Source organism: Streptomyces caniscabiei, from assembly GCF_014930365.1.
Lineage (GTDB): Bacteria > Actinomycetota > Actinomycetes > Streptomycetales > Streptomycetaceae > Streptomyces > Streptomyces caniscabiei.
In genome coordinates, this window is sequence record NZ_JABXWI010000021.1 from 65,339 (window position 1) to 87,772 (window position 22,434).

The 22,434-nt window shown below is 69.8% G+C and carries 19 protein-coding genes and 2 pseudogenes; 9 read left to right on the forward strand and 12 right to left on the reverse strand.

Features of this window, described 5'->3' with window-relative positions; genetic code table 11:
• Positions 1-56 precede the first annotated feature (56 nt).
• The gene (locus HW837_RS40095; RefSeq protein ID WP_045558342.1) at positions 57-494 is read left to right on the forward strand and encodes a VOC family protein; all 438 of its coding nucleotides are present in this window, start codon (positions 57-59) and stop codon (positions 492-494) included.
• Between the two features lie 91 nt (positions 495-585).
• Here the strand turns inward: HW837_RS40095 and HW837_RS40100 are convergent.
• The 7 genes and pseudogenes from HW837_RS40100 to HW837_RS40130 all read right to left on the reverse strand — a co-directional run.
• Positions 586-925 (reverse strand): annotated as a pseudogene (locus HW837_RS40100) (transposase); the annotation flags it as partial.
• A 231-nt stretch (positions 926-1,156) separates the two neighbouring features.
• Positions 1,157-1,765, reverse strand: coding sequence for a hypothetical protein (locus HW837_RS40105; protein WP_234442568.1), 609 nt, complete (start codon positions 1,763-1,765; stop codon positions 1,157-1,159).
• A 215-nt stretch (positions 1,766-1,980) separates the two neighbouring features.
• Positions 1,981-2,778, reverse strand: coding sequence for a hypothetical protein (locus HW837_RS40110; protein WP_045558396.1), 798 nt, complete (start codon positions 2,776-2,778; stop codon positions 1,981-1,983).
• 210 nt (positions 2,779-2,988) lie between these two features.
• Positions 2,989-3,279 carry a hypothetical protein gene (locus HW837_RS40115; RefSeq protein ID WP_045558345.1) on the reverse strand — a complete coding sequence of 97 codons (291 nt, stop codon included), beginning with the start codon at positions 3,277-3,279 and terminating at the stop codon, positions 2,989-2,991.
• A gap of 136 nt (positions 3,280-3,415) precedes the next feature.
• Complete coding sequence (locus tag HW837_RS40120; protein WP_060888246.1) at positions 3,416-4,096, reverse strand: SDR family NAD(P)-dependent oxidoreductase; 681 nt, start codon at positions 4,094-4,096, stop codon at positions 3,416-3,418.
• Positions 4,097-4,151: 55 nt separating this feature from the next.
• Complete coding sequence (locus HW837_RS40125) at positions 4,152-6,977, reverse strand: FAD-binding and (Fe-S)-binding domain-containing protein (protein WP_193381717.1); 2,826 nt, start codon at positions 6,975-6,977, stop codon at positions 4,152-4,154.
• Positions 6,964-8,676 (reverse strand): IlvD/Edd family dehydratase, encoded by a 1,713-nt coding sequence (locus HW837_RS40130; protein WP_093790814.1) that lies wholly within the window; start codon positions 8,674-8,676, stop codon positions 6,964-6,966. Before HW837_RS40130 ends, HW837_RS40125 begins: the two co-directional genes overlap by 14 nt.
• Before the next feature lie 49 nt (positions 8,677-8,725).
• Between HW837_RS40130 and HW837_RS40135 the strand changes: the two genes are divergently transcribed.
• The 5 genes from HW837_RS40135 to HW837_RS40155 all read left to right on the forward strand — a co-directional run bounded on the left by HW837_RS40135 (position 8,726) and on the right by HW837_RS40155 (position 12,949).
• Entirely contained in the window at positions 8,726-9,550 is an 825-nt protein-coding gene (locus HW837_RS40135) for an IclR family transcriptional regulator (RefSeq protein ID WP_093790815.1), read from the forward strand.
• Positions 9,551-9,621: 71 nt separating this feature from the next.
• Entirely contained in the window at positions 9,622-10,482 is an 861-nt protein-coding gene (locus HW837_RS40140) for a fumarylacetoacetate hydrolase family protein (protein WP_193381716.1), read from the forward strand.
• A gap of 11 nt (positions 10,483-10,493) precedes the next feature.
• Positions 10,494-11,516, forward strand: coding sequence for a zinc-dependent alcohol dehydrogenase (locus tag HW837_RS40145; protein WP_045558351.1), 1,023 nt, complete (start codon positions 10,494-10,496; stop codon positions 11,514-11,516).
• Between the two features lie 23 nt (positions 11,517-11,539).
• Positions 11,540-12,280, forward strand: a complete 741-nt coding sequence (locus HW837_RS40150) for an SDR family NAD(P)-dependent oxidoreductase (RefSeq protein ID WP_045558352.1) — start codon at positions 11,540-11,542, stop codon at positions 12,278-12,280.
• 315 nt (positions 12,281-12,595) lie between these two features.
• Positions 12,596-12,949 (forward strand): histidine kinase, encoded by a 354-nt coding sequence (locus tag HW837_RS40155; RefSeq protein WP_193381715.1) that lies wholly within the window; start codon positions 12,596-12,598, stop codon positions 12,947-12,949.
• 113 nt (positions 12,950-13,062) lie between these two features.
• Here HW837_RS40155 and HW837_RS40160 read toward each other — a convergent pair whose 3' ends face one another.
• The 5 genes and pseudogenes from HW837_RS40160 to HW837_RS40180 all read right to left on the reverse strand — a co-directional run bounded on the left by HW837_RS40160 (position 13,063) and on the right by HW837_RS40180 (position 20,056).
• Entirely contained in the window at positions 13,063-14,049 is a 987-nt protein-coding gene (locus HW837_RS40160) for an electron transfer flavoprotein subunit alpha/FixB family protein (RefSeq protein WP_045558354.1), read from the reverse strand.
• 56 nt (positions 14,050-14,105) lie between these two features.
• A pseudogene (locus HW837_RS40165) lies at positions 14,106-14,919 on the reverse strand (electron transfer flavoprotein subunit beta/FixA family protein).
• Between the two features lie 125 nt (positions 14,920-15,044).
• Positions 15,045-17,018 carry an oxidoreductase gene (locus tag HW837_RS40170; RefSeq protein WP_093790818.1) on the reverse strand — a complete coding sequence of 658 codons (1,974 nt, stop codon included), beginning with the start codon at positions 17,016-17,018 and terminating at the stop codon, positions 15,045-15,047.
• Between the two features lie 51 nt (positions 17,019-17,069).
• Positions 17,070-18,719 (reverse strand): APC family permease, encoded by a 1,650-nt coding sequence (locus HW837_RS40175; RefSeq protein WP_193381714.1) that lies wholly within the window; start codon positions 18,717-18,719, stop codon positions 17,070-17,072.
• A gap of 413 nt (positions 18,720-19,132) precedes the next feature.
• On the reverse strand, positions 19,133-20,056 hold the full coding sequence (locus tag HW837_RS40180; RefSeq protein ID WP_193381713.1) for a LysR family transcriptional regulator: 924 nt from the start codon (positions 20,054-20,056) through the stop codon (positions 19,133-19,135).
• 460 nt (positions 20,057-20,516) lie between these two features.
• On the opposite strand from HW837_RS40180, the gene HW837_RS49215 reads away from it, so the two are divergent.
• Genes HW837_RS49215 through HW837_RS50145 form a run of 3 tightly spaced genes read left to right on the forward strand, consistent with a single transcriptional unit; the run spans position 20,517 to position 22,422 of the window.
• Complete coding sequence (locus HW837_RS49215) at positions 20,517-20,705, forward strand: tautomerase family protein (protein ID WP_045558357.1); 189 nt, start codon at positions 20,517-20,519, stop codon at positions 20,703-20,705.
• Positions 20,702-21,274 (forward strand): amino acid synthesis family protein, encoded by a 573-nt coding sequence (locus HW837_RS40190; protein ID WP_193381712.1) that lies wholly within the window; start codon positions 20,702-20,704, stop codon positions 21,272-21,274. The genes HW837_RS49215 and HW837_RS40190 overlap by 4 nt, the downstream gene beginning before the upstream one ends.
• Positions 21,271-22,422 carry an amidohydrolase family protein gene (locus HW837_RS50145; RefSeq protein ID WP_196790049.1) on the forward strand — a complete coding sequence of 384 codons (1,152 nt, stop codon included), beginning with the start codon at positions 21,271-21,273 and terminating at the stop codon, positions 22,420-22,422. Before HW837_RS40190 ends, HW837_RS50145 begins: the two co-directional genes overlap by 4 nt.
• The last annotated feature ends 12 nt before the right edge of the window (positions 22,423-22,434 follow it).

A 22,434-nucleotide genomic window follows, 5' to 3' on the forward strand; every position in this document is an offset into this window, starting at 1 on the left:
GCCGGGGATTGTCAGAGGTGCCCGGTACGGTCAGTCCATCAGACTGGGGAGGGCTCATGGCGACCAAGTGGAGCTTGACGATCGACTGCGCGTACCCGGCCAAGCTGGCCAAGTTCTGGGCGCTGGCATTGGGCTACGTGGAGAAGCCCGCGCCCGCAGGGTTCGGGAGCTGGGAGGAGTGGTTCGCGCACCATGGCGTTCCGGAGGACGAGTGGGATGACGGGGCGTATCTCTCGGATCCGGACGGCGTAGGCCCCACCTTGTCCTTCTTGAAGGTGCCGGAGCCGAAGTTGATGAAGAACCGGTTGCACCTCGACGTGCACGTAGGTGGCGGCCGTGAAACACCGTGGGAGATCCGCTGGCCGCGTGTGGTCGAGGCGGTCGAGCGGTTGACCACGGCGGGTGCGACTGTGGTCCGCGAGGACGAGCTGCAGGGCAGGCCGGATCACGTGGTGATGGCAGACCCTGAAGGTAACGAGTTCTGCCTGGTCTGACGGAACGCGCCAGATCGGCCGTCCGACGCGGAACGTGTCGCGTCCGTTCCTACGCGGCAGCCCTTGCCGGCGGAGCTGGCTCGTAGCACCGTCAACGTAGGAGGGCCCATTGGACGTTGCCCCGGCGTCGAGCGAGGGCCGAGGACGGCCTGGGTGTGGCGCTTGCCCTCAGCTCGTTTGCGGTCGTAGAACCTGCGCGACTCCTCGCACTTACGGATGCTGAACAACGCTGAGGTGTAGAAGACGCGTTGGAGGCGGCGGCTGTATCGCTGCGGGCGCTTCAGATTCCCGCTGATCTTCCCGGAGTCACGGGGCACCGGGGCGACGCCGCCGAAGCCGGCGAGGCGGTCGGGGGTGCCGAAGGCGGTCATGTCGCCGGCGGTGGTGGCCAGGAATTCGGCACCGAGGATGATTCCCAGGCCGGGCAGGCTGGTGTGCTGGCGTTCGGCGGCTTCGATGGCCGTCTCGGCGAGCGGTGACGGTGTTGGTCATGCAGGCCGACGCAACGTTCTGGGACTCGCTCGTGTTCGACGGAATCGACGACCTGAACGTCGAATCGGTGACCGGCTCCCCCGCGACCCGCCGCGTGCGCTCGGAGCGTGTGACCCACAAGGCGAGCGTCGAACGGTACTGGCACCCAAGCGGAGCCGGTGGCCGGTCGGTCAGGGGCGGGCGGCGTCGAAGAGGGGTTCGAGCGGCTCTCCCTCGTAGCCGATGACGAGGCAGGCCGCTGCTTCCGGTCCTCCGGAACGCTCCACGAGCCGGGCCAGGACCGTCGCCTCGGACGGCAGTTCGTCCGGGTCGATTCCGAGCGCGCGGGCCGCACGGTCGCGTCGCCGGTCGAAGTCAGGCAGGTCCTCCCGGTACTCATCGGCAACCGTCTGGAGTTCCTCAGCTGTCCGACCGGGAGCGTCTCGCCACCACGGCACCACAAGACACAGCTGCACCAACTCCGGCAGCCCGAGCGCGAGCGGACCGGCTTCGCCGTCCAGGCTCACGTACACCACCGGGCGTTCCTCACCGCCCTCACCGACGAAGCAGAACGCATCCCCCGAACCCGCCCGCGCGAACTGCTCCAACCGGGCCCCGGAGGCGAGTCGGACTCCTTCCTCCAACTCGTGGTCGTCGGGGGCCGTCGCATCGAGGTCCGCGACACCGGCAAAGAACGCGACAGCCTCCTCATCGGCGCCCAGGAGGGGCAGCAATGCCTCCGGGCGGCCGGAGCGGCAGGCGGGTGTGGCAGGCCCGGCCGGTACGTTCGATCCGTTCACCCGGCCACCGTATCCCGCACCCCCGACGGCAGTCGGGCAGGTCCTGCCGGTCGCCGGTGTTGTCGAGACCTCCGCGAATCAGGTCGAGGCTCGTTGCACGTCAAGACCAGCACCCCTACCCCCGGCAACGGCACCGACCTCTTCCCCAGGGCAGCAGAGCGAATCTGTCCCACCAGTCGCGAGTCGCCGTCGACCGGGGCGGCCGCGCGATCGGGTCAGAGCGTGAGCACCGGTCGCGTGGAGAAGTCTTCGTACTGGTCCTCTCCGTCCGGTCCGTACACGAACTCGGCCATCTCGGGGTTTCGGTTGGCGGTCGCCAGGGGGAGCCAGGCCAGCAGGTGACCGTAGCCGCCGCACACCGACTCGCCCCCGTCGCCGCCGTGGATCGCGGTGACATCGCTGGTCAGCTCGGCGCGGTAGGTGTCGTAGGTGATGTGCAGGCCGAAGGCGTTCAGTTCGTTGTGCGGGCCGGTGTCGTCGCCGTAGGGGATGCGGTCGAGGGGACAGTCGTCGCCCCAGCGGAACAGGGTGTCCGCTCCGGCGCCGCAGGCGTGTTCCCACTCGTCGGAGCTCGGCATCCGCAGGCCACGGGCAAAGAGGGCGGGCGGCATGTCGGCCGGAGGTCCGGTGAGGGTCTCGTCCTCCACGGCCATCAGGACGGTGTCCAGATGGACGCTGCGGCGAGCGCTGAGAATCCGTGCGAGGTGGGTCCGCAGATCGGGCCCGTAGCCGTAGCCCTGCTCCTGGCTCTCGGCGTAGTCGGCGGCCTGCTGCGCGGTCGGCTTCCAGGTGGCGACGTCGAAGCCCAGGGACACCCGGCCGCCGGGTATCAGGGCGAACTCTTGCCCGTCCCGTTCGACGCGGACGCGGTGCAGCGGGGCACCGAGGTGTTCCACGGCCTCGACGAGTGACACCCGGCCGCCGACGTGGTCAGCGACGTTCTGGGCGATCCGCCGGGCGGTGACCTCGTCGAAGGTCCGCCACAGGTCGAGGGTGAGATCAGCAAGCGACACAGCCGGCAGTGTGGCACGCGGCACTGACACAGCACCGAGAAGCGCGGGCTCCGCCAACCAGGCGGGCGGGAGGGCTGGCGACCTGGAGGAGAGCACTCGGCGTGGACGGCGCCGCGGCCGGGTGGCGTGTGGTCACCGGGCACGCTGCGGCGCGCGAGGTCCAGCAACCACGCCTGGTCCTGGTCCATTGGCAAGCCCCGTACGGCGGTTTCACCGCTCGCCGTCGAAGTGGTCGAGAAGGGCATCGTGGCAGTCGTCCGCTCCGGGCCGGGTGCGCGTGAAGGCCAGCACGCCGTCGTCGTTGCCTTCCGCCTTGGCCTTGGCCACCTTGGCCTCGATGTCCGCGATGTACTCGGCGCACTCGGCACTGACGGGCTTCTCCGGCTGCGGGTCAGGCGCCGTAGAGGCGTTCAGTGCGGCGGTGACAGCGATACCGGCCACGCACAGCACCGCCCACACGGCAGCCCACGTGCGGCGGTTTGTCAGTAACGGCTTGGGCATTCAGGCATCCTACGAGCGTCGCAGCGGGCTGTCGCCGAGTGGTGCGGTCTCTCAGCGGTCGAGCGCCCAGCGCGCCCTGGGCCATCCGCCCGCGGCGGCCGTCGTGCGCTCGTACGCGACACCAGGCGTAAGGCTGTCAGTACGTCGCCCGCCCTCCGCTGATGTCGTAGACCGCACCGGTGGAGAAGCTGACCCGGTCCGAGGCGAGGAAGGCGACCAGTTCCGCCACCTCTTCCGGGCGTCCGATCCGCTGCATGGGGATGAGGCCGGTGATGTGTTCGAGCACCTCGGGAGCGGTGCTGTCGTTCATGGGGGTGGCGATGACCGCGGGTGTGATGACGTTGACGAGGACACCGCTGGTGGCCAGTTCCTTGCCGGCCGATTTGGTGAGCGCGATCACGGCCGCCTTGGACGCGGAGTAGGCCGACAGGTTGGGGTTGCCGTCCTTGCCGGCCATGCTCGCGAAGTTGACCACGCGTCCCCAGCCCCGGTCGCGCATCCCGGGGACGAAGGTCCTCATGGTGTTCACCGTGCCCAGGACGTTGACGTCGAGGACCCGGCGCCATTCCTCGGTGGTGGTCTCCGTGAGCGGCTTGTTGGGGCCGACGATGCCCGCCGCGTTGACGAGTATGTCCACCGGTCCGATCTCGTCGCGGATCTGGCGCAGGGCCCGTTCGTCCGTCACGTCCGCGCAGGCGTCGGCGCCGTGGATGTCCAGGGTGGTCACCCGTACCCCTTCGCTCCGAAGCCTCTGGGCAGCGGCTCGGCCGAGTCCGCCGGCGCCTCCGGTGACGAGGGCCGCCTTCGTGGTCGTCATGGCTCTCCTGTGAGTCGAGGGCGTGGGTACGAACGCGCGAGCTTTCCTCTCCCGGTCAGTCGGGCGTCGGGCGGGTGACTTCCTCGAGCATTTCGAGGAGGTGCCGGTAGGGACGTCCGGTCGCCCGCGTCATGCCGAGTTCGCAGGTGCGGTTCACCGAGGCGTACGCCGTCGCGTGCACGGTGCGCAGGGAGCGGGCCTCAGCTGCGGTCGCGGAGGCCGTCAGCTCGGGGTGCAGGAGTCCCCGGTCCCCGGCGAAGGCGCAACAGCGCCATTCCTCCGGCTGGATCACGTCCTCGGCGGCCGCGGAGGCCACGCGTAGCAATGCCGGGTCGAGACCGAGCTGCGTCGAGGCACAGGTGGGATGGACGACGAGTGAGGGGATGCGCCGGGCGGCAGGCAGACCCGGCAGGACCTCCGCGTCGACGAACGCCACCACGTCCATCACGCGGATCCCTTCCTTCGCCAGGAGGTGCGTCAGGCCCTCCGTGCAGGAGGCCGCGTCGACCACGACCGGTAGCGCCCCGTTGTCCGTCGCCGACCGCAGTACGGGGACGACACGCTCCCGCATCACGGCATGGCCGTCGGTCAGGCCCTTCGACTTCCACGGCGTTCCGCAGCACAGGGAAGCGATCCTGTCGGGTACCCGTACCTCGACTCCGGCTCGCTCGCACAGGGCCAGGAAGGCCTCCCCGACGCCCTTTCCCGTCCCCGACTCGGCAGCGCCGAACATCGTGGACACGCAGGCCGGGAAGTAGACCGCTTGCGCGGCCGCGGCAGTTCGGGGGTGTCGCCGGGTGCCGCCGCGCGGGAGGTCCGGGGACCACGCGGGTACGACGTCGGTGCCGAGCAGCGCCCTCCCGGCGGCTGTCGCGCCGCCGGGCAGGGCGGCCGGCACGGCCCGCGCCGCTGTGAGCGCGCCGGCCGCGACGCGGGTGACACCGTCCCAGTGCCGGGCCGCCGATGCCCAGGCCTTCTGTTCGGCGCGGCCGCGTCGTTCGGCGCGCAGTCGGCGGGTCAGGTCGCCCGTGTCGATGAGCACGGGGCACGCCGTGCGGCACATGCCGTCGACCGCGCAGGTGTCGACGACGTCGTACTGGGATTCCGCCTCCAGTCGGGCGAGCAGGTCGGTGTCTCCCGCCGTTCGGGCACGCGCGATCTCGCGGCGCAGCACGATCCGACGGCGCGGGGTCGTGGTGAGGTCCTGGCTGGGGCAGACCGGTTCGCAGTAGCCGCACTCCACACAGCGGTCCACTTCCTCCTCGACCGTGGGAGTCGACTTGAGGTGACGGATGTGGACGCTCGGGTCGTCGCTGAGCAGCACGCCCGGGTTGAGCAGTCCGTGCGGGTCGAGAAGGTGTTTGACCTCGCGCATCACGTCGTAGAGCTCGTCACCGTACTGGCGACGGACGTACGGGGCCATGATGCGCCCGGTGCCGTGCTCGGCCTTGAGGGTGCCGCCGTGGCCGAGGACGAGATCGACCATGTCGTCGGTGAACGCCAGGTAGCGCTCGGCCAGTTCGGGCCTGTCGAAATCCTCGTTGAGCAGGAAGTGGATGTTGCCGTGCCGCGCGTGCCCGAAGATCACGCCTCCGGTGTAGCCGTGAAGGTCGAACAACTCGGTGAGCTGCGCACAGGTGGGCAGCAGTCGGTCGACCGGTACCGCGATGTCCTCCAGCAGAGCCGTGGTGCCGGACGGACGTGCGCCCGCGACCGCGGTGTAGAGCCCCTTGCGGATGTGCCAGAGCGCGGCACGGGTGGCGGGTTCGCTCGTCAGCGTGCCGGTGGTGGTCAGCGGGAGAGCGGCCAGGATCTGGGCTGTGTCCGAGACCCTTTGGCGCAGTGCCTCGGCAGTCGGCTCCTGGTGTTCGACGAGGAGTGCCGTGTGGTCCCGCACCCGCGTTTCCCGCAGTGCGGCGGTCGCTCCGGGGTCCCGCTGGGCGACTCTCAGGCTGGTGGCGTCGAGGAGTTCGATGGTGGCGAAGCCGGCGGCCACCAGGTCGGGCAGGGCGCCGGTCGCGGTGGCGAGGTCGGGGAAGACGAGCAGCCCGGTGGCCGCGTGCGGATGGGCGGGGACGGTGCGGAAGGTCGCCTCGGCGACGAAGGCGAGGGTGCCCTCGCTGCCGATGACCAGGTGGGTGAGGATGTCGACCGGGCGGGTGTGATCGACGAAGGAGTTCACGCCGTAGCCCATGGTGTTCTTGATGGCATACAGGCGGCGGATCGTCTCGCGTGAGGTGGGGTTGACGCGCACCCGGTCCCGCAGTCGCACGAGCCCTTCGTGGATGCGCGGTTCGAGAGTGCGCAGTCGGTCGTCGGCGTCCGCGGCGCCGGTGTCGAGGACCGTTCCGCTCGGCAGCACGAGCACGGCCGACTCCAGGGTGCGGTAGGTGTTGAGTTCGGTGCCGCAGGCCATGCCGCTGGAGTTGTTGGCGACGACACCGCCGATCGTGCAGGCGCTCTCACTGGCCGGGTCCGGGCCGAGTCTGCGGCCGTGGCGGGCGAGCCGCTGGTTCACCGCCCGTACGGTGGCGCCCGGTTGGACCCGTACGCGGTCGCCGTCGTCGAGGATCTCGATGCCGCGGAAGTGGCGGCGGGTGTCCACGAGGATTCCGTCGTTGGTGGCCTGGCCGGAGAGGCTGGTGCCGCCGGAGCGGAACGTCAGGGACAGGCCGTGGGCCGCGCCCGTACGCAGGAGCTCGGCCACCTGGGTCGCGTCCTTCGGGGTGACCACCGCGTCCGGCACCAGCAGGTAGTGCGAGGCGTCGTGGGCGAAGGCGAGTCGGTCGGAGGCGCGGGCGGCCACCGTGCCCGGTGCGGCCGCCTCCAGCCGCGCCAGCAGCGTGGCGTCGGGCGTGAGGAGACCGTCAGTGCGACTCACGGCTCACCTCGGAGCCGCTGGAGCCGATCAGGAAGTCGAGGTCGGCGCCGGTGTCGGCCTGCTGGACGTGGTCGACGTAGAGGCGTTCCCAGCCGCGGCGGGGAGCGGCGAATCCGTCGAGCGTGGCCTGGTTGGGCCTGCGGGCGGCGAGTTCGTCGGCGGGTACGTCGATGTCGATGCGGCGGGACTCGACGTCCAGGGTGATCAGGTCGCCGGTGCGGACGAGGGCGAGGGGGCCGCCGGCGGCGGCTTCCGGAGCGACGTGCAGGACGACAGTGCCGTACGCCGTGCCGCTCATCCGGCCGTCGCAGACCCGGACCATGTCACGCACGCCCTGTTCGAGCAGCTTCCTCGGCAGGGGCATGTTGGAGACCTCGGGCATGCCCGGATACCCCTTGGGGCCACAGCCGCGCAGGACCAGGACGGAGTCGGCGTCGACATCGAGATCCGGGTCGTCGATGCGGGCGTGGAAGTCCTCGATGGAGTCGAACACCACCGCCCGGCCCTGGTGTCGGAGCAGGTGAGCAGAGGCCGCCGCGGGCTTGATGAGCGCGCCGTCGGGAGCCAGGTTGCCCCGCAGTACGGCGATGCCGCCCTCGGCGACCAGCGGCTCGGTGCGGGTGCGGATGACCTCGCCGTCCCAGATCGGGGCGTCGTCGAGACAGTCGACGAGCGGGGTGCCGGTGACCGTCAGCGCGTCCGGATCGAGCAGGTCACGGACCTCGCGCAGGACGGCGAGCAGGCCTCCGGCGCGGTGCAGGTCCTCCATGAGGAAGCGGCCGGCCGGCTGGAGGTCCACCAGGACGGGCACGCGGGAGCCGATGCGGTCGAAGTCGTCGAGTGTCAGCTCGATGCCCAACCGGCCCGCGATGGCCAGGAGATGGACGACGGCGTTGGTGGAGCCGCCGATCGCCGCGAGCGCGACGATCGCGTTGTGGAAGGAGGCCTTGGTGAGGAAGGTCGCCGGTCGCCGGTCGGCGCCCACCATCTCCACCACGATCCGGCCCGTGTGGTGCGCCGCCTCCAGAAGTCGGCTGTCAGGAGCGGGAGTTCCGGCGGTCCCGGGGACGACCGTGCCCAGCGCCTCGGCGACCAGCGCCATGGTGGACGCGGTGCCCATGGTGTTGCAGTGCCCGCGGCTGCGGATCATCGCCGACTCGGAGCGGGTGAACTGCTCCTGGGAGAGCGTGCCGGCCCGTACCTCCTCCGACAGACGCCAGACGTCGGTGCCGCAGCCCAGCGGTTTGCCTCGGAAGGTTCCGGTGAGCATCGGACCGCCGGGGACCACGACCGCGGGGAGGTCCACCGAGGCGGCGGCCATGAGCAGCGACGGGATGGTCTTGTCGCAGCCGCCGAGCAGCACCACGCCGTCGATGGGATTGGCCCGCAGCATCTCCTCCGTGGCCATCGCGGCCATGTTCCGCCACAGCATCGCGGTGGGCCGCACGTTCGTCTCCCCCAGTGACACCACCGGCAGGTTCAGCGGGATCCCGCCCGCCTCGTACACCCCGTTGCGGACCGAGGCCGCGACCTCGTCAAGGTGGGTGTTGCAGGGGGTCAGTTCGGAGGCGGTGTTGGCGATGGCGATCTGCGGCCGGCCGGTGAAGGCGTCGTCCGGCACGCCCCGTCGCATCCACGCCCGGTGGATGTAGGCGTTGCGGTCCTGTCCCCCGTACCACTGCGCACTGCGGAGCGTCATCCCGAACCTCTTCCAATAATCGGTATGCCGTTCTAAGGTGTGGAACACGATGAAGCATACGCAGACACACGACGGATCGACAGACCCCGGCGAGAACGGCGCGACCGGCGCCGACGGCGGTCGGCTCGTCGGCTCGGACCGGGTGCTCGCCGTCCTCAAGGAGCTCGCTCGGTACCCCGACGGAGCGGGCCTGGACGAGCTGACGCACCTGATGGCCAGCCCGAAGCCGACCGTGCACCGGGCTCTCGCCGCCCTGCGCCGGGCCGGGCTGGCCGACCAGGACGCTCACGGCCGCTATGTGCTCGGCGACGAGTTCCTGCGCATGGCCTTCGCCCACCACGAGGCCCGGCCCGACCACGTCCGCGTGCGGCCCGTACTGGAAGCTCTCGCGCACCGGTTCGGCGAGACGGCCCACTACGCGGTGCTCGACGGCCGGGAGGTCGTCTACCGCGCCAAGGTCGATCCGCCCACCGGTGCCGTCAAGCTGACGTCGACGATCGGCGGACGCAACCCCGCGCACGCCACCGCCGTCGGCAAACTGCTCCTCGCCTCCCACCTGGGTGCCGTGGAGGAGGTCGAGGCGTGGGTCGGCGATTCGCCCCTGGAACGGCGCACCCCGCAGACCCTGTGCACGGCCGCCGACCTGCACCGTGAGTTGAGGGCCACGGCCGAACGGGGGTACGCCGTCGACGACCAGGAGAACGAGACCGGCGTCAACTGTGTCGCTCTGCCCGTGTACGCCACCTCACCGACAACGCCGTCCGGAGCCGTGAGCATCAGCGCGCTGGCCTACCGGACGCCCTTGACCGCCCTGCTCGACGCCCTCGACGAGACCCGGGCACTGCTCGGCCCGCTCGGCGAGCCCCACTGCTGAGCCCCACTGCTGAGCCCTCCTACTGAGAGCCCCGCCCCCCTCCCCCTCTCACCGAATCTGGAGACACCCCCGTGTACCTCATGCGCATCGGCGCACCCGGCGCCGAGAAGCCCGTCGCCCGCATCGACGACGAGACCTACGTCGACCTGTCGGACGTGGTCACCGACTTCGACGAGACGTTCTTCGGCGACGGCGGCATCGACCGCGTCCGCCCCGTCGTGACCGAGCGGGCTGCCGCAGGCCAGGTCCTCCGGTTCGACGGGGAACGCGTCGGCGCCCCCATCGCGCGCCCGCACCAGATCCTGTGCATCGGGCTCAACTACCGCGACCACGCGGCAGAGAGCGGCATGCCGGTCCCCGACGAGCCGATCCTGTTCACCAAGTCCCCCAACACCCTGATCGGCCCGAACGACGACGTGCGCATCCCGCGTGGCTCCACCAAGACCGACTGGGAGGTGGAACTCGGCATCGTCATCGGCCGCCGCACCAGCTACCTGGAGTCGGTGGACGACGCCCGCGGCGCCATCGCCGGCTATGTGACCGTCAACGACGTCAGCGAGCGCGCCTTCCAACTGGAGCGCGGCGGGCAGTGGGCCAAGGGCAAGTCCGCCGAGACCTTCAACCCGGCAGGGCCCTGGCTCGCGACCGCCGACGAGGTCGACGACGTCCTCGACCTCGACATGTGGCTCGATGTCAACGGCGTGCGCCGGCAGACCGGCAGCACCAAGACGATGATCTTCGACCCGTACTTCATCGTGCACTACCTCAGCCAGTTCCTCGTGCTGGAGCCCGGCGACCTGATCAACACGGGCACCCCGCCCGGAGTCGGCATGGGTCTCACCCCACCCGTCTACCTCCAGCCGGGCGACGTGATGGAACTGGGCATCAAGCAGCTCGGCACCCAGCGCCAGAGCGTGCTCGGGCCCCGGTGAGCCTGCCCTCCATGCGCGCGTTCGTCCTGACGGCACCCGGCGTCCACGAGGTCCGGGACCTCCCGGCGCCGGTGGCCGGGCCCGGCGAAGTCGTCATCGCCGTCGAGCGGGTCGGCGTCTGCGGCACCGATGTGGAGTTCTTCACCGGGGAGATGGCCTACCTCCACCAGGGCCACTCCACCTACCCGATGCGGCTCGGCCACGAATGGTGCGGCCGTGTCACGACGGTCGGCGACGGCGTCGATCACGGGTGGATCGGTCGACGCGTCATGGGCGACACGATGATCGGCTGTGGCACCTGTCGACGCTGTCGGCGCGGGCATCAGCATGTCTGTGAGCGACGGCACGAGGTGGGCGTGCGCACCGGCCGTCCCGGCGCCCTGGCCGAGCAACTCGCCGTTCCGGCAAGCTCGTTGCACGCACTGCCGGACTCCGTCGACGAGGTGCTCGGCGCGTTGGTGGAGCCGGGCGGCAACGCCCTGCGCGCTGCTCGGGCCGCCTCGGCGGGGGCCGGGGACCGGGCGCTGGTCCTGGGCCCGGGGACGATCGGCCTGCTGAGCGCGATGTTCCTCCGCGCCGCCGGGGCGGAAGTCCACCTCATGGGTGTCACGGAAGGCTCGCTCGCCTTCGCCCGGAGTCTCGGTTTCGCGCACGTGTGGACGGAGGAGTCGTTGCCGGACCTGCCGTTCGACGCGGTCGTCGACGCCTCGAACGCGGCCCATCTGCCCGACAGGGCACTGGAGTTGGTGGAACCCGCCGGCCGCCTCGTGTACATCGGTCTGGCCGGCGAACCCAGCAGGATCGACACCCGCACCCTCGCCCTCAAGGACATCACGGCCGTCGGCATCCTGTCGGCCTCCCCCGGCCTCGACGCCACCATCCAGGCCTACGCCGACGGATCCATCGACCCCAGACCCCTGGTCGCCGCGACCGTCGGACTCGCCCAGGCCGGCGCGGTCCTCGCCGGCGAGCGGCCACCGGACGCGGGATCCGGTCCGAAGATCCATGTCGACCCCCGTCGACACGCTGCCTGATCAGCCTGAGGAGTGAGCAACCCATGACCGAGTTCGACGGTCTCACCGCGGTCGTCACCGGCGGATGCGGTGGCATCGGGGCCGCGACCGCCGCGCTGCTGCGGGACCGGGGCGCGCGGGTGGCCGTCCTGGACCTCCGGGTCGAGGGCGCGCCCGCGGACGTACTGGCTGTGGGGTGCGACATCGCCGACTCGGCCGCGGTCGACGAGGCGATCGCGGAGACGGTCGATCGCCTGGGCGGTCTCGACATCCTGGTGAACAACGCCGGCATCGGAGCGGTCGGCGACATAGCCCGGAACGCCGACGCCGAGTGGGCCCGGGTCCTCGACATCAACGTCACCGGCATCGCGCGGGTCACCCGCGCGGCTCTGCCCCACCTGCGAAGCTCGTCCCACGCGGCGGTGGTGAACGTGTGTTCTGCCGTCGCCTACCTGGGTGTACGCCAGAGGGCGCTGTACAGCGCCAGCAAGGGCGCGGTCCACGCCCTCACGCTGGCCATGGCCGCCGACCACGCGGCGGACGGGATCCGTGTCAACGCCGTGGCTCCCGGCACGGCGGACACACCATGGGTGACCCGTCTGCTCGACGACGCGGAGGACCCTAAGGCGGCGGCCGAGGCCCTGCGCGCACGCCAGCCGTTGGGGCGTCTGGTGGCTGCCGAGGAAGTGGCCCACGCCATCGCGTCTCTCGCCTCCCCGCGAGCCGGATCGACCACGGGCACGATCCTCCGGGTGGACGGTGGCATGACCAGTCTGCGTCTCTGACCCCCACGCACCGGCGCCCCGAACCGGGTGGCGGGCTGGATCCACCTGGCCCCGGACCGGGTGGAGGCCGGGATCCACCCGAAGGCCGCCCGTGAACCGCTCACCCTGGTCCGGGAAGTGAGGGGATGTCCGCGGTCCGTAGGCGGCCGGTGCTGAGCTGGGTGGTGGGTCTGGTCGGTCTAGCCGGTCTGCTGCACGGGGCCGCGCCGACGACGCGCCCGGGCGGGCCGGCGTGGCGGCGGCAGCCGTGGCCGCCGCTTTGCCGGGCACGGCCTCGGCGGGCTCGCGGCCACCGGGATCGGTGCCCTCCTGGGATTGCTGCTGGGAGCCGCGCGCCGCCAGCAGTGGGCGCGGGAGTGGGCCGCTGCCGAGCCGGTGGTGGAGCGGCAGCGGCGCCTCCTCGAACACGAGCGGGTCGAGCTGCTGGCCGAACACAACCGGCTCGCGCGGGAGGTGCACGATGTGCTGGCCCACACCCTGTCGGCCCTGTCCGTCCAACTGACCGCCGTGAACGGCCTGGTGGAGAACGGTGCCGGGGCCGGTGCTGTGCGGGCCGCGGTCGGCCGATCCCGCCGCCTGGTCGTCGAGGGCGTGGAGGAGACCCGTCGCACGGTGCGTGCGCTGCGCGACGAGCCGGTGGTGCTCGACGACCAGCTCGCGGCACGTTGAGGGCACTGGGGCCGCCCCCCGGATCCGTGGTCTCGCTCGGCCGCTGGCGCCCGCAGCCGACGACTCTTGGCGCCTGGCGCAGGAGGCTCTGTCCGCGTCCTGTTGGGCAGGGGTCAGCCTCTGCGTTGCCTGATCTCCTCGGTCACGGCGGGGAGGACTGTGTGGAGGTCGCCCACGACGCCGAAGTCGACGAGCTCGAAGATCGGAGCCTCCTCATCCTTGTTGACGGCGACGATGGTCTTCGAGGTCTGCATGCCGGCGCGGTGCTGGATGGCGCCGGAGATCCCGGCGGCGAGGTACAGCTGGGGGGAGACGGTCTTCCCGGTCTGGCCGATCTGGTGGCCGTGCGGTTTCCACCCCGAGTCCACCGCGGCCCGCGAGGCACCCACGGCCGCGCCGAGGGCGTCGGCGAGATCCTCGACCGGATCGAAGTCGCCGCCGGTGCCGCGGCCGCCGGAGACCACGATCGCGGCCTCGGTCAGTTCGGGGCGGCCGGTGGCGGCACGAGGCTGGGAGGCCACGATCCGGGCACCCCGGGCGGCCTCGGACACGGCGACGGCCACCTCCTCGACCTGGCCGGCGCCGTCGGCCTCCACCGGCGCCGTGGAGTTGGGCTTGACGGTGATGATCGGTGTGCCCCGGGTGACCCTGGCCTTGACCGTGTAGCTGCCGGCGAACACCGACTGGGTGGTCACCGGGCCGTCGTCTCCGGCCTCGATGTCCACGGCGTCGGTGATCAGCCCGGAGCCGGTCAGAATGGCGAGCCGGCCGGCGACCTCCTTGCCCTCGGCGGTCGAGGCGATCAGCACCGCGCCCACGCCACCGGACCCCGAGGCCTTCTCCACGAGTTGCTGGAGCGCCTCGGCCTTCGGTGCCACCAGGTAGCCCTTCAGACCCTCTTCGTCGACGACGTACACCCGCTGCGCGCCGTACCGCTTGACGGCATCGGCGACCTCCGCCCCCTTGGCCCTCGGGCCGATGAACACCGCCGACGGCTCACCTATGCGCCCCGCGAGCGTGAGCATCTCGTACGTCGGCTTCTTGATCCCCCCACCCTCGGGAACGTCGGTGTGGTCGACGACCACCAGGATCTCGGACATGGACGCGCTCTCCGCAATCTATGGTCGGATGACTCGGATGACTCAGATGGACTTGCCTAGATGAACTTCCGGGCGGCGAGGAAGTCAGCCAGGGCCTCGGCCCCCGAGCCCTCGTCGTCCTTGACGATCTCGCCGGCCTCACGCGGCGGACGCGCGGTCGTCTCCTCGACCGCGGTCCACGCCGCGGACAGACCCACATCGCCGGCGTCGACCCCGATGTCGGACAGCGCCAGGATCTTCACCGGCTTCTTCTTGGCCGCCATGATCCCCTTGAACGAGGGGTACCGCGCCTCGCCGGACCGGTCGGTCACCGACACCACCAGCGGCATCACCCCGACCACTGTCTGGGTCGCGGCGTCGCCGTCGCGCTGGATCCGCACCTGGACACCCTCCGTCTGGATCGTCGAGGCCAAGGTGAGCTGAGGCAGCGACAGCCGCTCGGCCAGCATCGCGGGCACCACACTCATCGAACCGTCGGTGGACGCCATGCCGCACAGCACCAGGTCGTAGGGCACGCCTCCCCCCCTCGGCACCGCCCCGTCGCAGCGCCTTCGCCAGTACCAGCGACGTGGCGATCGCGTCGGAGCCCGCGATCGCGTCGTCCTGGACGTGCACGCCGTTGTCGGCACCCATCTGCAGGGCCTTGCGGACCGCATCGACGGCCTGCTCGGGACCCATACACAACACGGTCACCTCGACGTCGTCGGGGCTGGTGGCCTTCTCCTTGATCTGGAGCGCCTGCTCCACGGCGTACTCGTCGAGCTCGGAGAGGAGTCCGTCCACGCCCACGCGGTCGACGGTCCCGTCATGCTGGAAGCACCGGTCTCCGGTGGCGTCGGGTACGTACTTCACACAGACAGCGATCTTCATGGGTCCTGCTTCCTGATGCTCGTGGGCTGCGCATGGGACGTGCCGCCACGGCGTGCGGGACGATGTGACGTGCGGTCACATCGGCGGCAGTGCCCACCCCGCGGGCGGCTCCGGCCCGACACCCGTCAGATCTCGCGACCGGCCTGGTGCCCCTGGACGATGGCGATCTCGATGTCGCGCGGCTGGTAGCAGTCACCGATCGCCTGGACGTCCGGGTGCTGCTTCGCCAGTTGCCGGTAGAGCGAGTCGTCGGCGATGCCGCCGGCGGCCACGACGACGGTGTCGATGCCTTCGATGCTGTCGGGCTCCCAGGTGACGACATTGAACGTGGTGATCGAGCCGTCTTCGATCTCGTGGATGGATGTGTGGGTCCGCAGTTCGACCCGCGGGCTGCTCATGAGCGCTTCGAGCAGATGGTGTCGCGCCGGCGACGGCATCTCCGGGGCCACGGTCTCCATCCCGGTCACGAACCTGACGTTGTGTCGCTTGGCGGCGAGGTGGTCGGCTGTGGTGACCCCTTCTGCACGGCCGCCGACGTCGAACACGAGCACGTTCCTGCCGGCCACGGTGTCGTCGGCGAGGACTTCTCGTGCGGTGCGCACGTGCGGAAGGTCCGCGCCGATCACCTCCGGAACGAAGGGCGTGGACCCGGTGGCGACGAGGACGACGTCGGGAGACTCGGCCAGGACGGTCCGCACGTCAGCGTCCACGCCGAGTCGGACGTCCACTCCCACCTTCGGCAGCTGCCGTTCGAACCAGAGGATGACCTCCTCGAAGTTGCCGCGTCTCGGTGTCGTCATGACGAGGTTGACCTGGCCGCCCATGCGCTGGTCGCGTTCGAAGAGGACCACGTCGTGTCCCCGCATGGCGGCGGTGCGGGCCGCCTCCATACCGGCCGGCCCGGCGCCGACGATGACGACCCGCTTCGGTTCGTCGACCGCCTCCAGCTCTCCCCACGCCTGCTCCCGGCCGGTGACGGGGTTGTAGATGCACCCGACACCAAGGCCCTTGTCCACATGGCCGACGCAGGACTGGGTGCAGGCGATGCAGGTGCGTATGTCGTCGGTACGGCCCTCCCGCGCCTTGTTCGGGAAGTGCGGGTCGGCGATGAGGGTCTTCGCCATTCCGACGATGTCGAGCTTTCCGTCGGCGATGCACTGCTCCGCGAAGGCGGGTGAGTCCTGACGGCCCGCTCCGATGATCGGCAGTGTGATGCCGGCGTCCTTCATGGCCTCGGACAGGTGGACGAAGGCCCCGGTCTCGAAGTAGTGGCTGGGCCAGTGCGCGCGGCCGCTTCGAGGGATGGAGGTGATGGCCTGCCAGACGCTGATGTAGTCGACGAGTCGTTCTGCTTCGAGGATCTTCGCCAGCTCGACGTGCTCGGGCAGACTCATGCTGTAGTCCACACCGTCGTCGTAGAGTCGGACGCCGAGAATCCGGTCCTTGCCGATGCCTTCGCGCGTCACCTCGAGCACCTCGTTGAGGAACGTCATCCGTTCCCGCAGGTCATCGCCGCCGTACTTGTCGTCGCGGCGGTTGCCGTGCGCATGCAGGAAGTTCGCGAACAGGTAGTCCATGCCGATGGCGAGCTCGATCCCGTCGAAGTCGCAGCGACGCATGCGGTGCGCGGCCGCGCCGAACGACTCGACGATTCCTTCCACTTCGCCGGTCGACAGCTCGTGGGGCATGAACAGGGGCACCGAATACTCGGGGGTCGGGACCGGCGACGGGGCGACGATGTCGCGGCGAAGGAATCCCGCGTGGTCCATCAGCCGACGTCCACGGTGGCCGAGTTGCGCGATGAGGGGGACGTCGAACTCATGGCACCCCTGCGTCATTTTGCTGAACGCGTCCATGGTCGCGTCGCCGTAGGTGGCCAGCGAGAGTGACGCGTCGCCGTCGTAGACGGGAACCGTATGCCCGGTGACGATGGCACCGGCACCGCCCTTGGCTCGTTCGCGAACGTAGTAGGCGTACGCATCGGTCGGGGTGCCGTCCCCCAGTTGGAAGTGTGCGGCGTGACCGGTGTTCATGATCCGGTTTTTCAGGGTGTATGGACCTACCTGAATCGGGTTGAAGAGGTTCGGGAAGTCCGTCATGTCTGAGTCCTGGTCTTGTGCTCGGGGAGGGGCGGGTGCGCTGCTGGACGGCTAACCGAGGCCGGCCGCTCCCGCGCGGGGCGTGAGGTTGAGTTCGTCGTCGCTCGGGGCGTACTGCCGCGCCTTCTCGGCCGGCAGTCTCGTCCTGATCGCCAGGTAGTAGACGGCGAGACTGAAAGCAACCATGACCGCGGTGTCCCAGAAGGGGAACGACAGGTAGCCCAGGCCGCTGGGGTGGGAGGCTTGGCCGAAGGTGCCCATGTAGCTGATGGCCGCTGTGCCCAGGATCCAGACCCACACCCACCAAGAAGAGCGGAAGTCGAGGTCGGGTCGTTCCTCGGCCTGCTGGAAGGCACGGTTGATGAAGAACACCGCGTAGCCGATGGCGATGGCGACGAAGACCTTCCAGTCCGTCTCCCAACCGGTCCAGTACACGAGCAGGTTGGCCGCGGCGAAGCCCAGAGGCGCCCAGAGGCCGGCCGGTCTGAGTCGGAACGGACGGGCCGCGTCGGGGAATGAGCGCCGGAGCGACCCGAGCGCGATGGGAACGCCTGCCCACAGCATGGCCGTCGCCGAGGTGAGGAAGCCGAGGAGGGACTGCCAGCTCGGGAACGGCAGCAGACACAGCAGGCCGACCACGAAGCTGATGATCACGCCGATGACAGGGACGCCACGCTTGTCGACACGAGTGACCACTTCGGGTATGTACCCGTTCCGCCCCATCCCGTAGGTGACTCGCGCGGTCGAGGTGACGTAGGCGATTCCGTTGCCGGTCGGGGAGACGACGGAGTCGATGTAGACGATCGCGGCGATCAGGCCCAGGCCGAGAGAGGTGGCCAATGCCGCGAACGGGCCCGTGGTGACGTCGACGGTGGTTCCTTCCCAGCCGTGCGCCAGTTCCGCGGGCGAGAGCGCGCCGATGTACGCGACCTGAAGGCCGATGTAGAGGATCGAGCAGACCACGAGGGAGCCGAGGAGCGCGAACGGGATGTTCCGGCCAGGGTTCTTGGTCTCGGCGCCGAGCTGAACGGCCTGCTCGAACCCGGTGTAGGCGAAGACGATGCCACCGATGGCGACAGCGGCCAGCACGCCGTGGAAACCGTAGGGCGCGAAGCCGTGAGAGTGGAAGTTCGACGGTTCGAAGCGGGCGAACAGGATGGCCACGATGACAAGCAGGATGGTGCCGACCTTCCACCAGGTGACCGCGTTGTGCACTCGGCCCAGGGCCTTGAGTGCGAACAGATTGAGCACGACGAAGACCGCCAGCAGGGAAATGGCCACGCCGTAGCCGAGCGCGGTCAGGGTCCCGTCGACGTGGAACAGGTTCAGGTGCGTGTAGCCCTCGGCGTAGCTGAGGACTCCCTGGACCTCGATGGGGGCGGTCGCCGCTCCGTAGATCCAGGCCATCCAGCCGATACCGAATCCGGCGAGGGTGCCGTGGGAGTAGTGGACGAACCGGGCCGAGCCTCCGGCCACGGAGAACATCGCGCCCAGTTCGGCATGGTTGAAGGCGATGAGGACGAGAATCGCGATCGCGACGAACCAGGCGAGCAGCGCCGCGGGTCCTGCGATGGAGGCGGCGTTCATCGCACTGAACAACCACCCCGTTCCGATGATCGAGTTGATCGTGATCTGAAGGATGTTCAGGCGGGACAGTTGGCGCTTGAGGCCGTACTCGGCCACGTCGGTACTCGCACTCACGCTGTCTCCTGGTCGCTCGTGGTGAGGTGGGGCTGAGGTGGCACGCGCCCCCGCGAGGCGACGTGACGAGCAGCGATCGCGCACGGTGGCACAGGACAGGCGATGTAGGTCATGAAGCGCTGTGCAGACATCGAGCCCCCCGGGCCCTCGATCAGCGTGGAGCCAAGTGACGCATGTCCCGCTCTCCAGGTAAAGCGGGGAAACATGGATGGAACCGTTAAGGAAAAGTGCTCATTCGCGTAGGCGGCGAGGATCTCGCACAGTTCCTCGAACAGGGCTCGCACCCGAAGCTGCTCCGTCGATCGGCGTTCGGGCCCTGCGCGCGTCGTTCGCGGTGTTCACGTGGTGGGGTCGAAAGAGCCCCGCCAAGTGTTCCTGGCGGGGCTCGTTGGCGAGTCGACGACTCGCAGGACTCAGCGGTCGCTGATGCTGGGCCTGCTGTGTCGGTAGGCATCTCGGAGTGCGTCGCGCACGGCGACGAGCGCGGGGTTGCGGTGTGAGCCGGCCCGGCAGGTCGTGACGATCTGCCGTACGTGCGAGGCCGACATCTGTCGCAGGTGGAATGTCGGCTCACGGCCGAACCATGTGAGGTCCGGCAGGAACGCCGCCGCGTGGCCGCTCGCCACGAGTTGCGCCTGCACCAGTACGTCAGGGGTCTCGTGTGCCACTCGTGGTTCGAAGCCGGCCTGACGGCAGGCGGCCATGGCCCAGTCGCGCCCTGGACTGCCCTCCGGCTCCAGCACCCAAGGAGAATGGACAAGATCGACAAGAGCCACCTCGTCCGGTTCGCGCCCCTCGGGTGGCCGCAAGAACGCGACGCGGATGGGATCTTCGGCGACCACGTCGAAGTTCATCTCGCTGGAGCGGCTGGTCGGATAGTCGACATAGTTCTCGCCACAGACCAGATCGAACTCGCGCGCCAGGAGTCCGGGCAGGGCGACTTCGGGCTCGGCCTGGGTGAGCTGGATCTGTAGTCCGGGGTGGTCCTCCGCCAGCGAGGTCAGCGTCGCGGGCACGAGTGCGAGCGCGGCGGTCTGGATGGTGGCGAGGCGGATCGTGCCCACGACGGTGTCCAGCGACGCGAGGATGTCCGTTTCGGCACGCTCCAGCTGCTCCAGCACGGTGGCTGTGTGAGCGACGAGGATGTGCGCCTGCTCGGTGAGTCTGATGCGCCGGCCGTCCGGCTCGAAAAGCCTCGTCCCGATCTCCTCCTCCAGCACGGCGAGCTGTTGGGAGACGGCTGACGGGCTGTAGGCCAGCGCGGCGGCCACCGAGGTGACGGTGCCACGTTGCGCCAGCTCTCGAAGCAACCGCATGCGGTGGAGGTCGAACTTCACGCCCGGAACCTACCATGAAGGAATTCTGAAAGATATTGGACAAGTTTCCGCGCTATTCATGAACCAATCGGCGCGGCATCCTGTTTCGCACCGGCGCTGATGTGCCGCACCGGCTCGCCGGCCACCTCGGCGTTGCCGCGGAGTGCACGTCCGACTGCGAAGTCAGGATCGCAGCCTCGCGATCCTCCACGGGCGTTGGCCGTCCGCCCACGATCAGGGCTCGTCGAAGAGGGCCCTACGAAAGGTGAAGCTCCATGAATGGTCGGGTGGCCGCGGTCACGGGCGGCTCAGGCGGACTCGGAGAGGCCGGGGCGCGGCGCCTGGCCGCCGACGGTCATGACATCGCGACGCGGACCGGTGAGTTCGACAACCGTGTGCGGGCGACGGCCGGCGGATCACCGTGGATCCGTCCGGTGGGCACGTGGGCCGCGCCGGGTGCGCGTTCGGACGGGAGTGTGCCGTGCCGCTCGTCGATGTGACGTGGTACCGGGGGCGCTCGGACGAGCAGAAGGAGCAGCTCGCACGCGCGATCTGCGAGGCCTTCGTGGAGATCGGCGACGCTCGTCCGGACACGGTCCACGTGATCTTTCGCGACCTGGACCCCACTCAGTGGTTCAAGTCGGCAGAACTGTTGGAGGAAGAGCGATGACCATGCGGATCCGCAAGATCCTCACCGTCCGGGAAGAGACCCGGTCCGAGGGCGGCCAGGAAACGGACCGGCCTCTCGTCAAGGCGGCCGCGATCGCCGTGCTGAGCAATCCCTACGCCGGCCGCCCCTACTCGGACGACCTCGCGGCCATCACCGACGACAACTACGAGCTCGGGCACCTGTTGGCCTCCACCGCTGCCCAGACCCTCGGACTCGAGGTCGAGGGCTACGGCAAGGCGTCCCTCGTGGGCGTCGGCGGAGAGATCGAGCACGGCGTCGCTCACAAGATCGGCGAGTTCGGCAAGGGCGTCCGCGACGCGGTGGGCGGCGAGGCGTGGATCTCCTCGGTCAGCAAGCGCTGCGGCCCCGGCGTACAGATCGACGTACCCCTCGCCTACAAGGACGAGATCTGGGTCCGCTCGCACTACGACGCCTTCACCCTGTTCGTTCCCGACGCGCCGCTCGCCGACGAGGTGGCTGTCATCGTGGCCGTCTCCTCCCGCGGCCGGCTCAACGACCGCGTCGGCGGCATGACGGTCGAGGATGCGAAGAGCCGGGAGGCGTCGTGAGCACCCTCGACATCATCAATCTCGCCGGTGCCGTCAGCGGCCGGCTCGGTGACCCGCTCATGCCGATCGAGTCGGTCCGCTGTGTCGACGGGCAGATCGCGGCGCTCGGCGCCGACGGTGCAGCCGGCGACGCCGACGTCACCCTCGACGCCAACGGAGCGATCCTCGCCCCGGGCCTCATCGACACCCATGTGCATGTCACCTTCGGCGACTGGACTCCCCGGCAGCAGACCGTCGGCTGGATCGAGAGCTACATGCACGGCGGCACGACCCTGATGATGTCGGCCTCCGAGATCCACGTCCCCGGGCGTCCCAGCGACCGCGCCGGCCTCAAGGGGCTCGCGATCGCGGCGCAGCGGTCCTGGGAGAACATCCGTCCGGGCGGCGTCAAAGTGCTCGGCGGCTCGGTCATCATCAGCCCCTCCCTGAAGGAAGAGGACTTCGCCGAACTCGCCGCCGAACGGGTCGGCTTGGCGAAGGTGGGCTTCGGTGCCTTCGAGAGCCAGTCGGAGGCGGCCCCGCTGGTACGCGCGGCCCAGGCCGCGGGGTTCATCGTCATGAACCACACAGGCGGCGCGTCCGTGCCCGGGTCCGCGGCCGTCTCGCTCGACGACGTCATCACGCTCGGCTGCGACATCGTCGGCCACGCGAACGGCGGTACGACCTCCCTTCCCGACGAACACCTCAAGGCCGTCTTCGAGGCTCCCGGAGCTCTCCAGCTGGTGCAGGCCGGCAACCTGCGCTCCAGCCTGCTGATGCTCGAGATCGCCAAGGAGCGCGACGAGCTCGACCGCATCCTGATCGCGACCGACTCCCCCACCGGCACCGGCGTGATGCCCCTCGGCATGATCAAGACGGTCGCCGAGTTCTCCTCCCTCGGTGGCATCAGCGCCACGGACGCCCTCGCGCTCGCCACCGGGAACGGTGGCCGGGTGCTTCGCCGCCGCGAGGGCGTCATCGAGATCGGCCGCCCCGCCGACTTCGTGCTCATGCAGCCTCCCACCGGAGGCGTCGCCACCGACGCGCTCTCCGCCATCGAACGCGGGGACATCCCCGGAATCGCCGGCGTCGTCATCGACGGCGATGTGCGCGCTCTGCGCTCCCGCAACAGCCCCGCCCCCGCCCGGTTCGCGACCCAACGGTCCTGACTCTCCCCGATG

Coding starts and splice junctions, on each gene's coding strand:
- HW837_RS40095 (WP_045558342.1), top strand. CDS start 57: ATGGCGACCAAGTGGAGCTTGACGATCGACTGCGCGTACCCGGCCAAG.
- HW837_RS40115 (WP_045558345.1), bottom strand. CDS start 3,279: ATGCCCAAGCCGTTACTGACAAACCGCCGCACGTGGGCTGCCGTGTGG.
- HW837_RS40120 (WP_060888246.1), bottom strand. CDS start 4,096: ATGACGACCACGAAGGCGGCCCTCGTCACCGGAGGCGCCGGCGGACTC.
- HW837_RS40130 (WP_093790814.1), bottom strand. CDS start 8,676: ATGACGCTCCGCAGTGCGCAGTGGTACGGGGGACAGGACCGCAACGCC.
- HW837_RS40135 (WP_093790815.1), top strand. CDS start 8,726: ATGAAGCATACGCAGACACACGACGGATCGACAGACCCCGGCGAGAAC.
- HW837_RS40145 (WP_045558351.1), top strand. CDS start 10,494: ATGCGCGCGTTCGTCCTGACGGCACCCGGCGTCCACGAGGTCCGGGAC.
- HW837_RS40150 (WP_045558352.1), top strand. CDS start 11,540: ATGACCGAGTTCGACGGTCTCACCGCGGTCGTCACCGGCGGATGCGGT.
- HW837_RS40160 (WP_045558354.1), bottom strand. CDS start 14,049: ATGTCCGAGATCCTGGTGGTCGTCGACCACACCGACGTTCCCGAGGGT.
- HW837_RS40170 (WP_093790818.1), bottom strand. CDS start 17,018: ATGACGGACTTCCCGAACCTCTTCAACCCGATTCAGGTAGGTCCATAC.
- HW837_RS40190 (WP_193381712.1), top strand. CDS start 20,702: ATGACCATGCGGATCCGCAAGATCCTCACCGTCCGGGAAGAGACCCGG.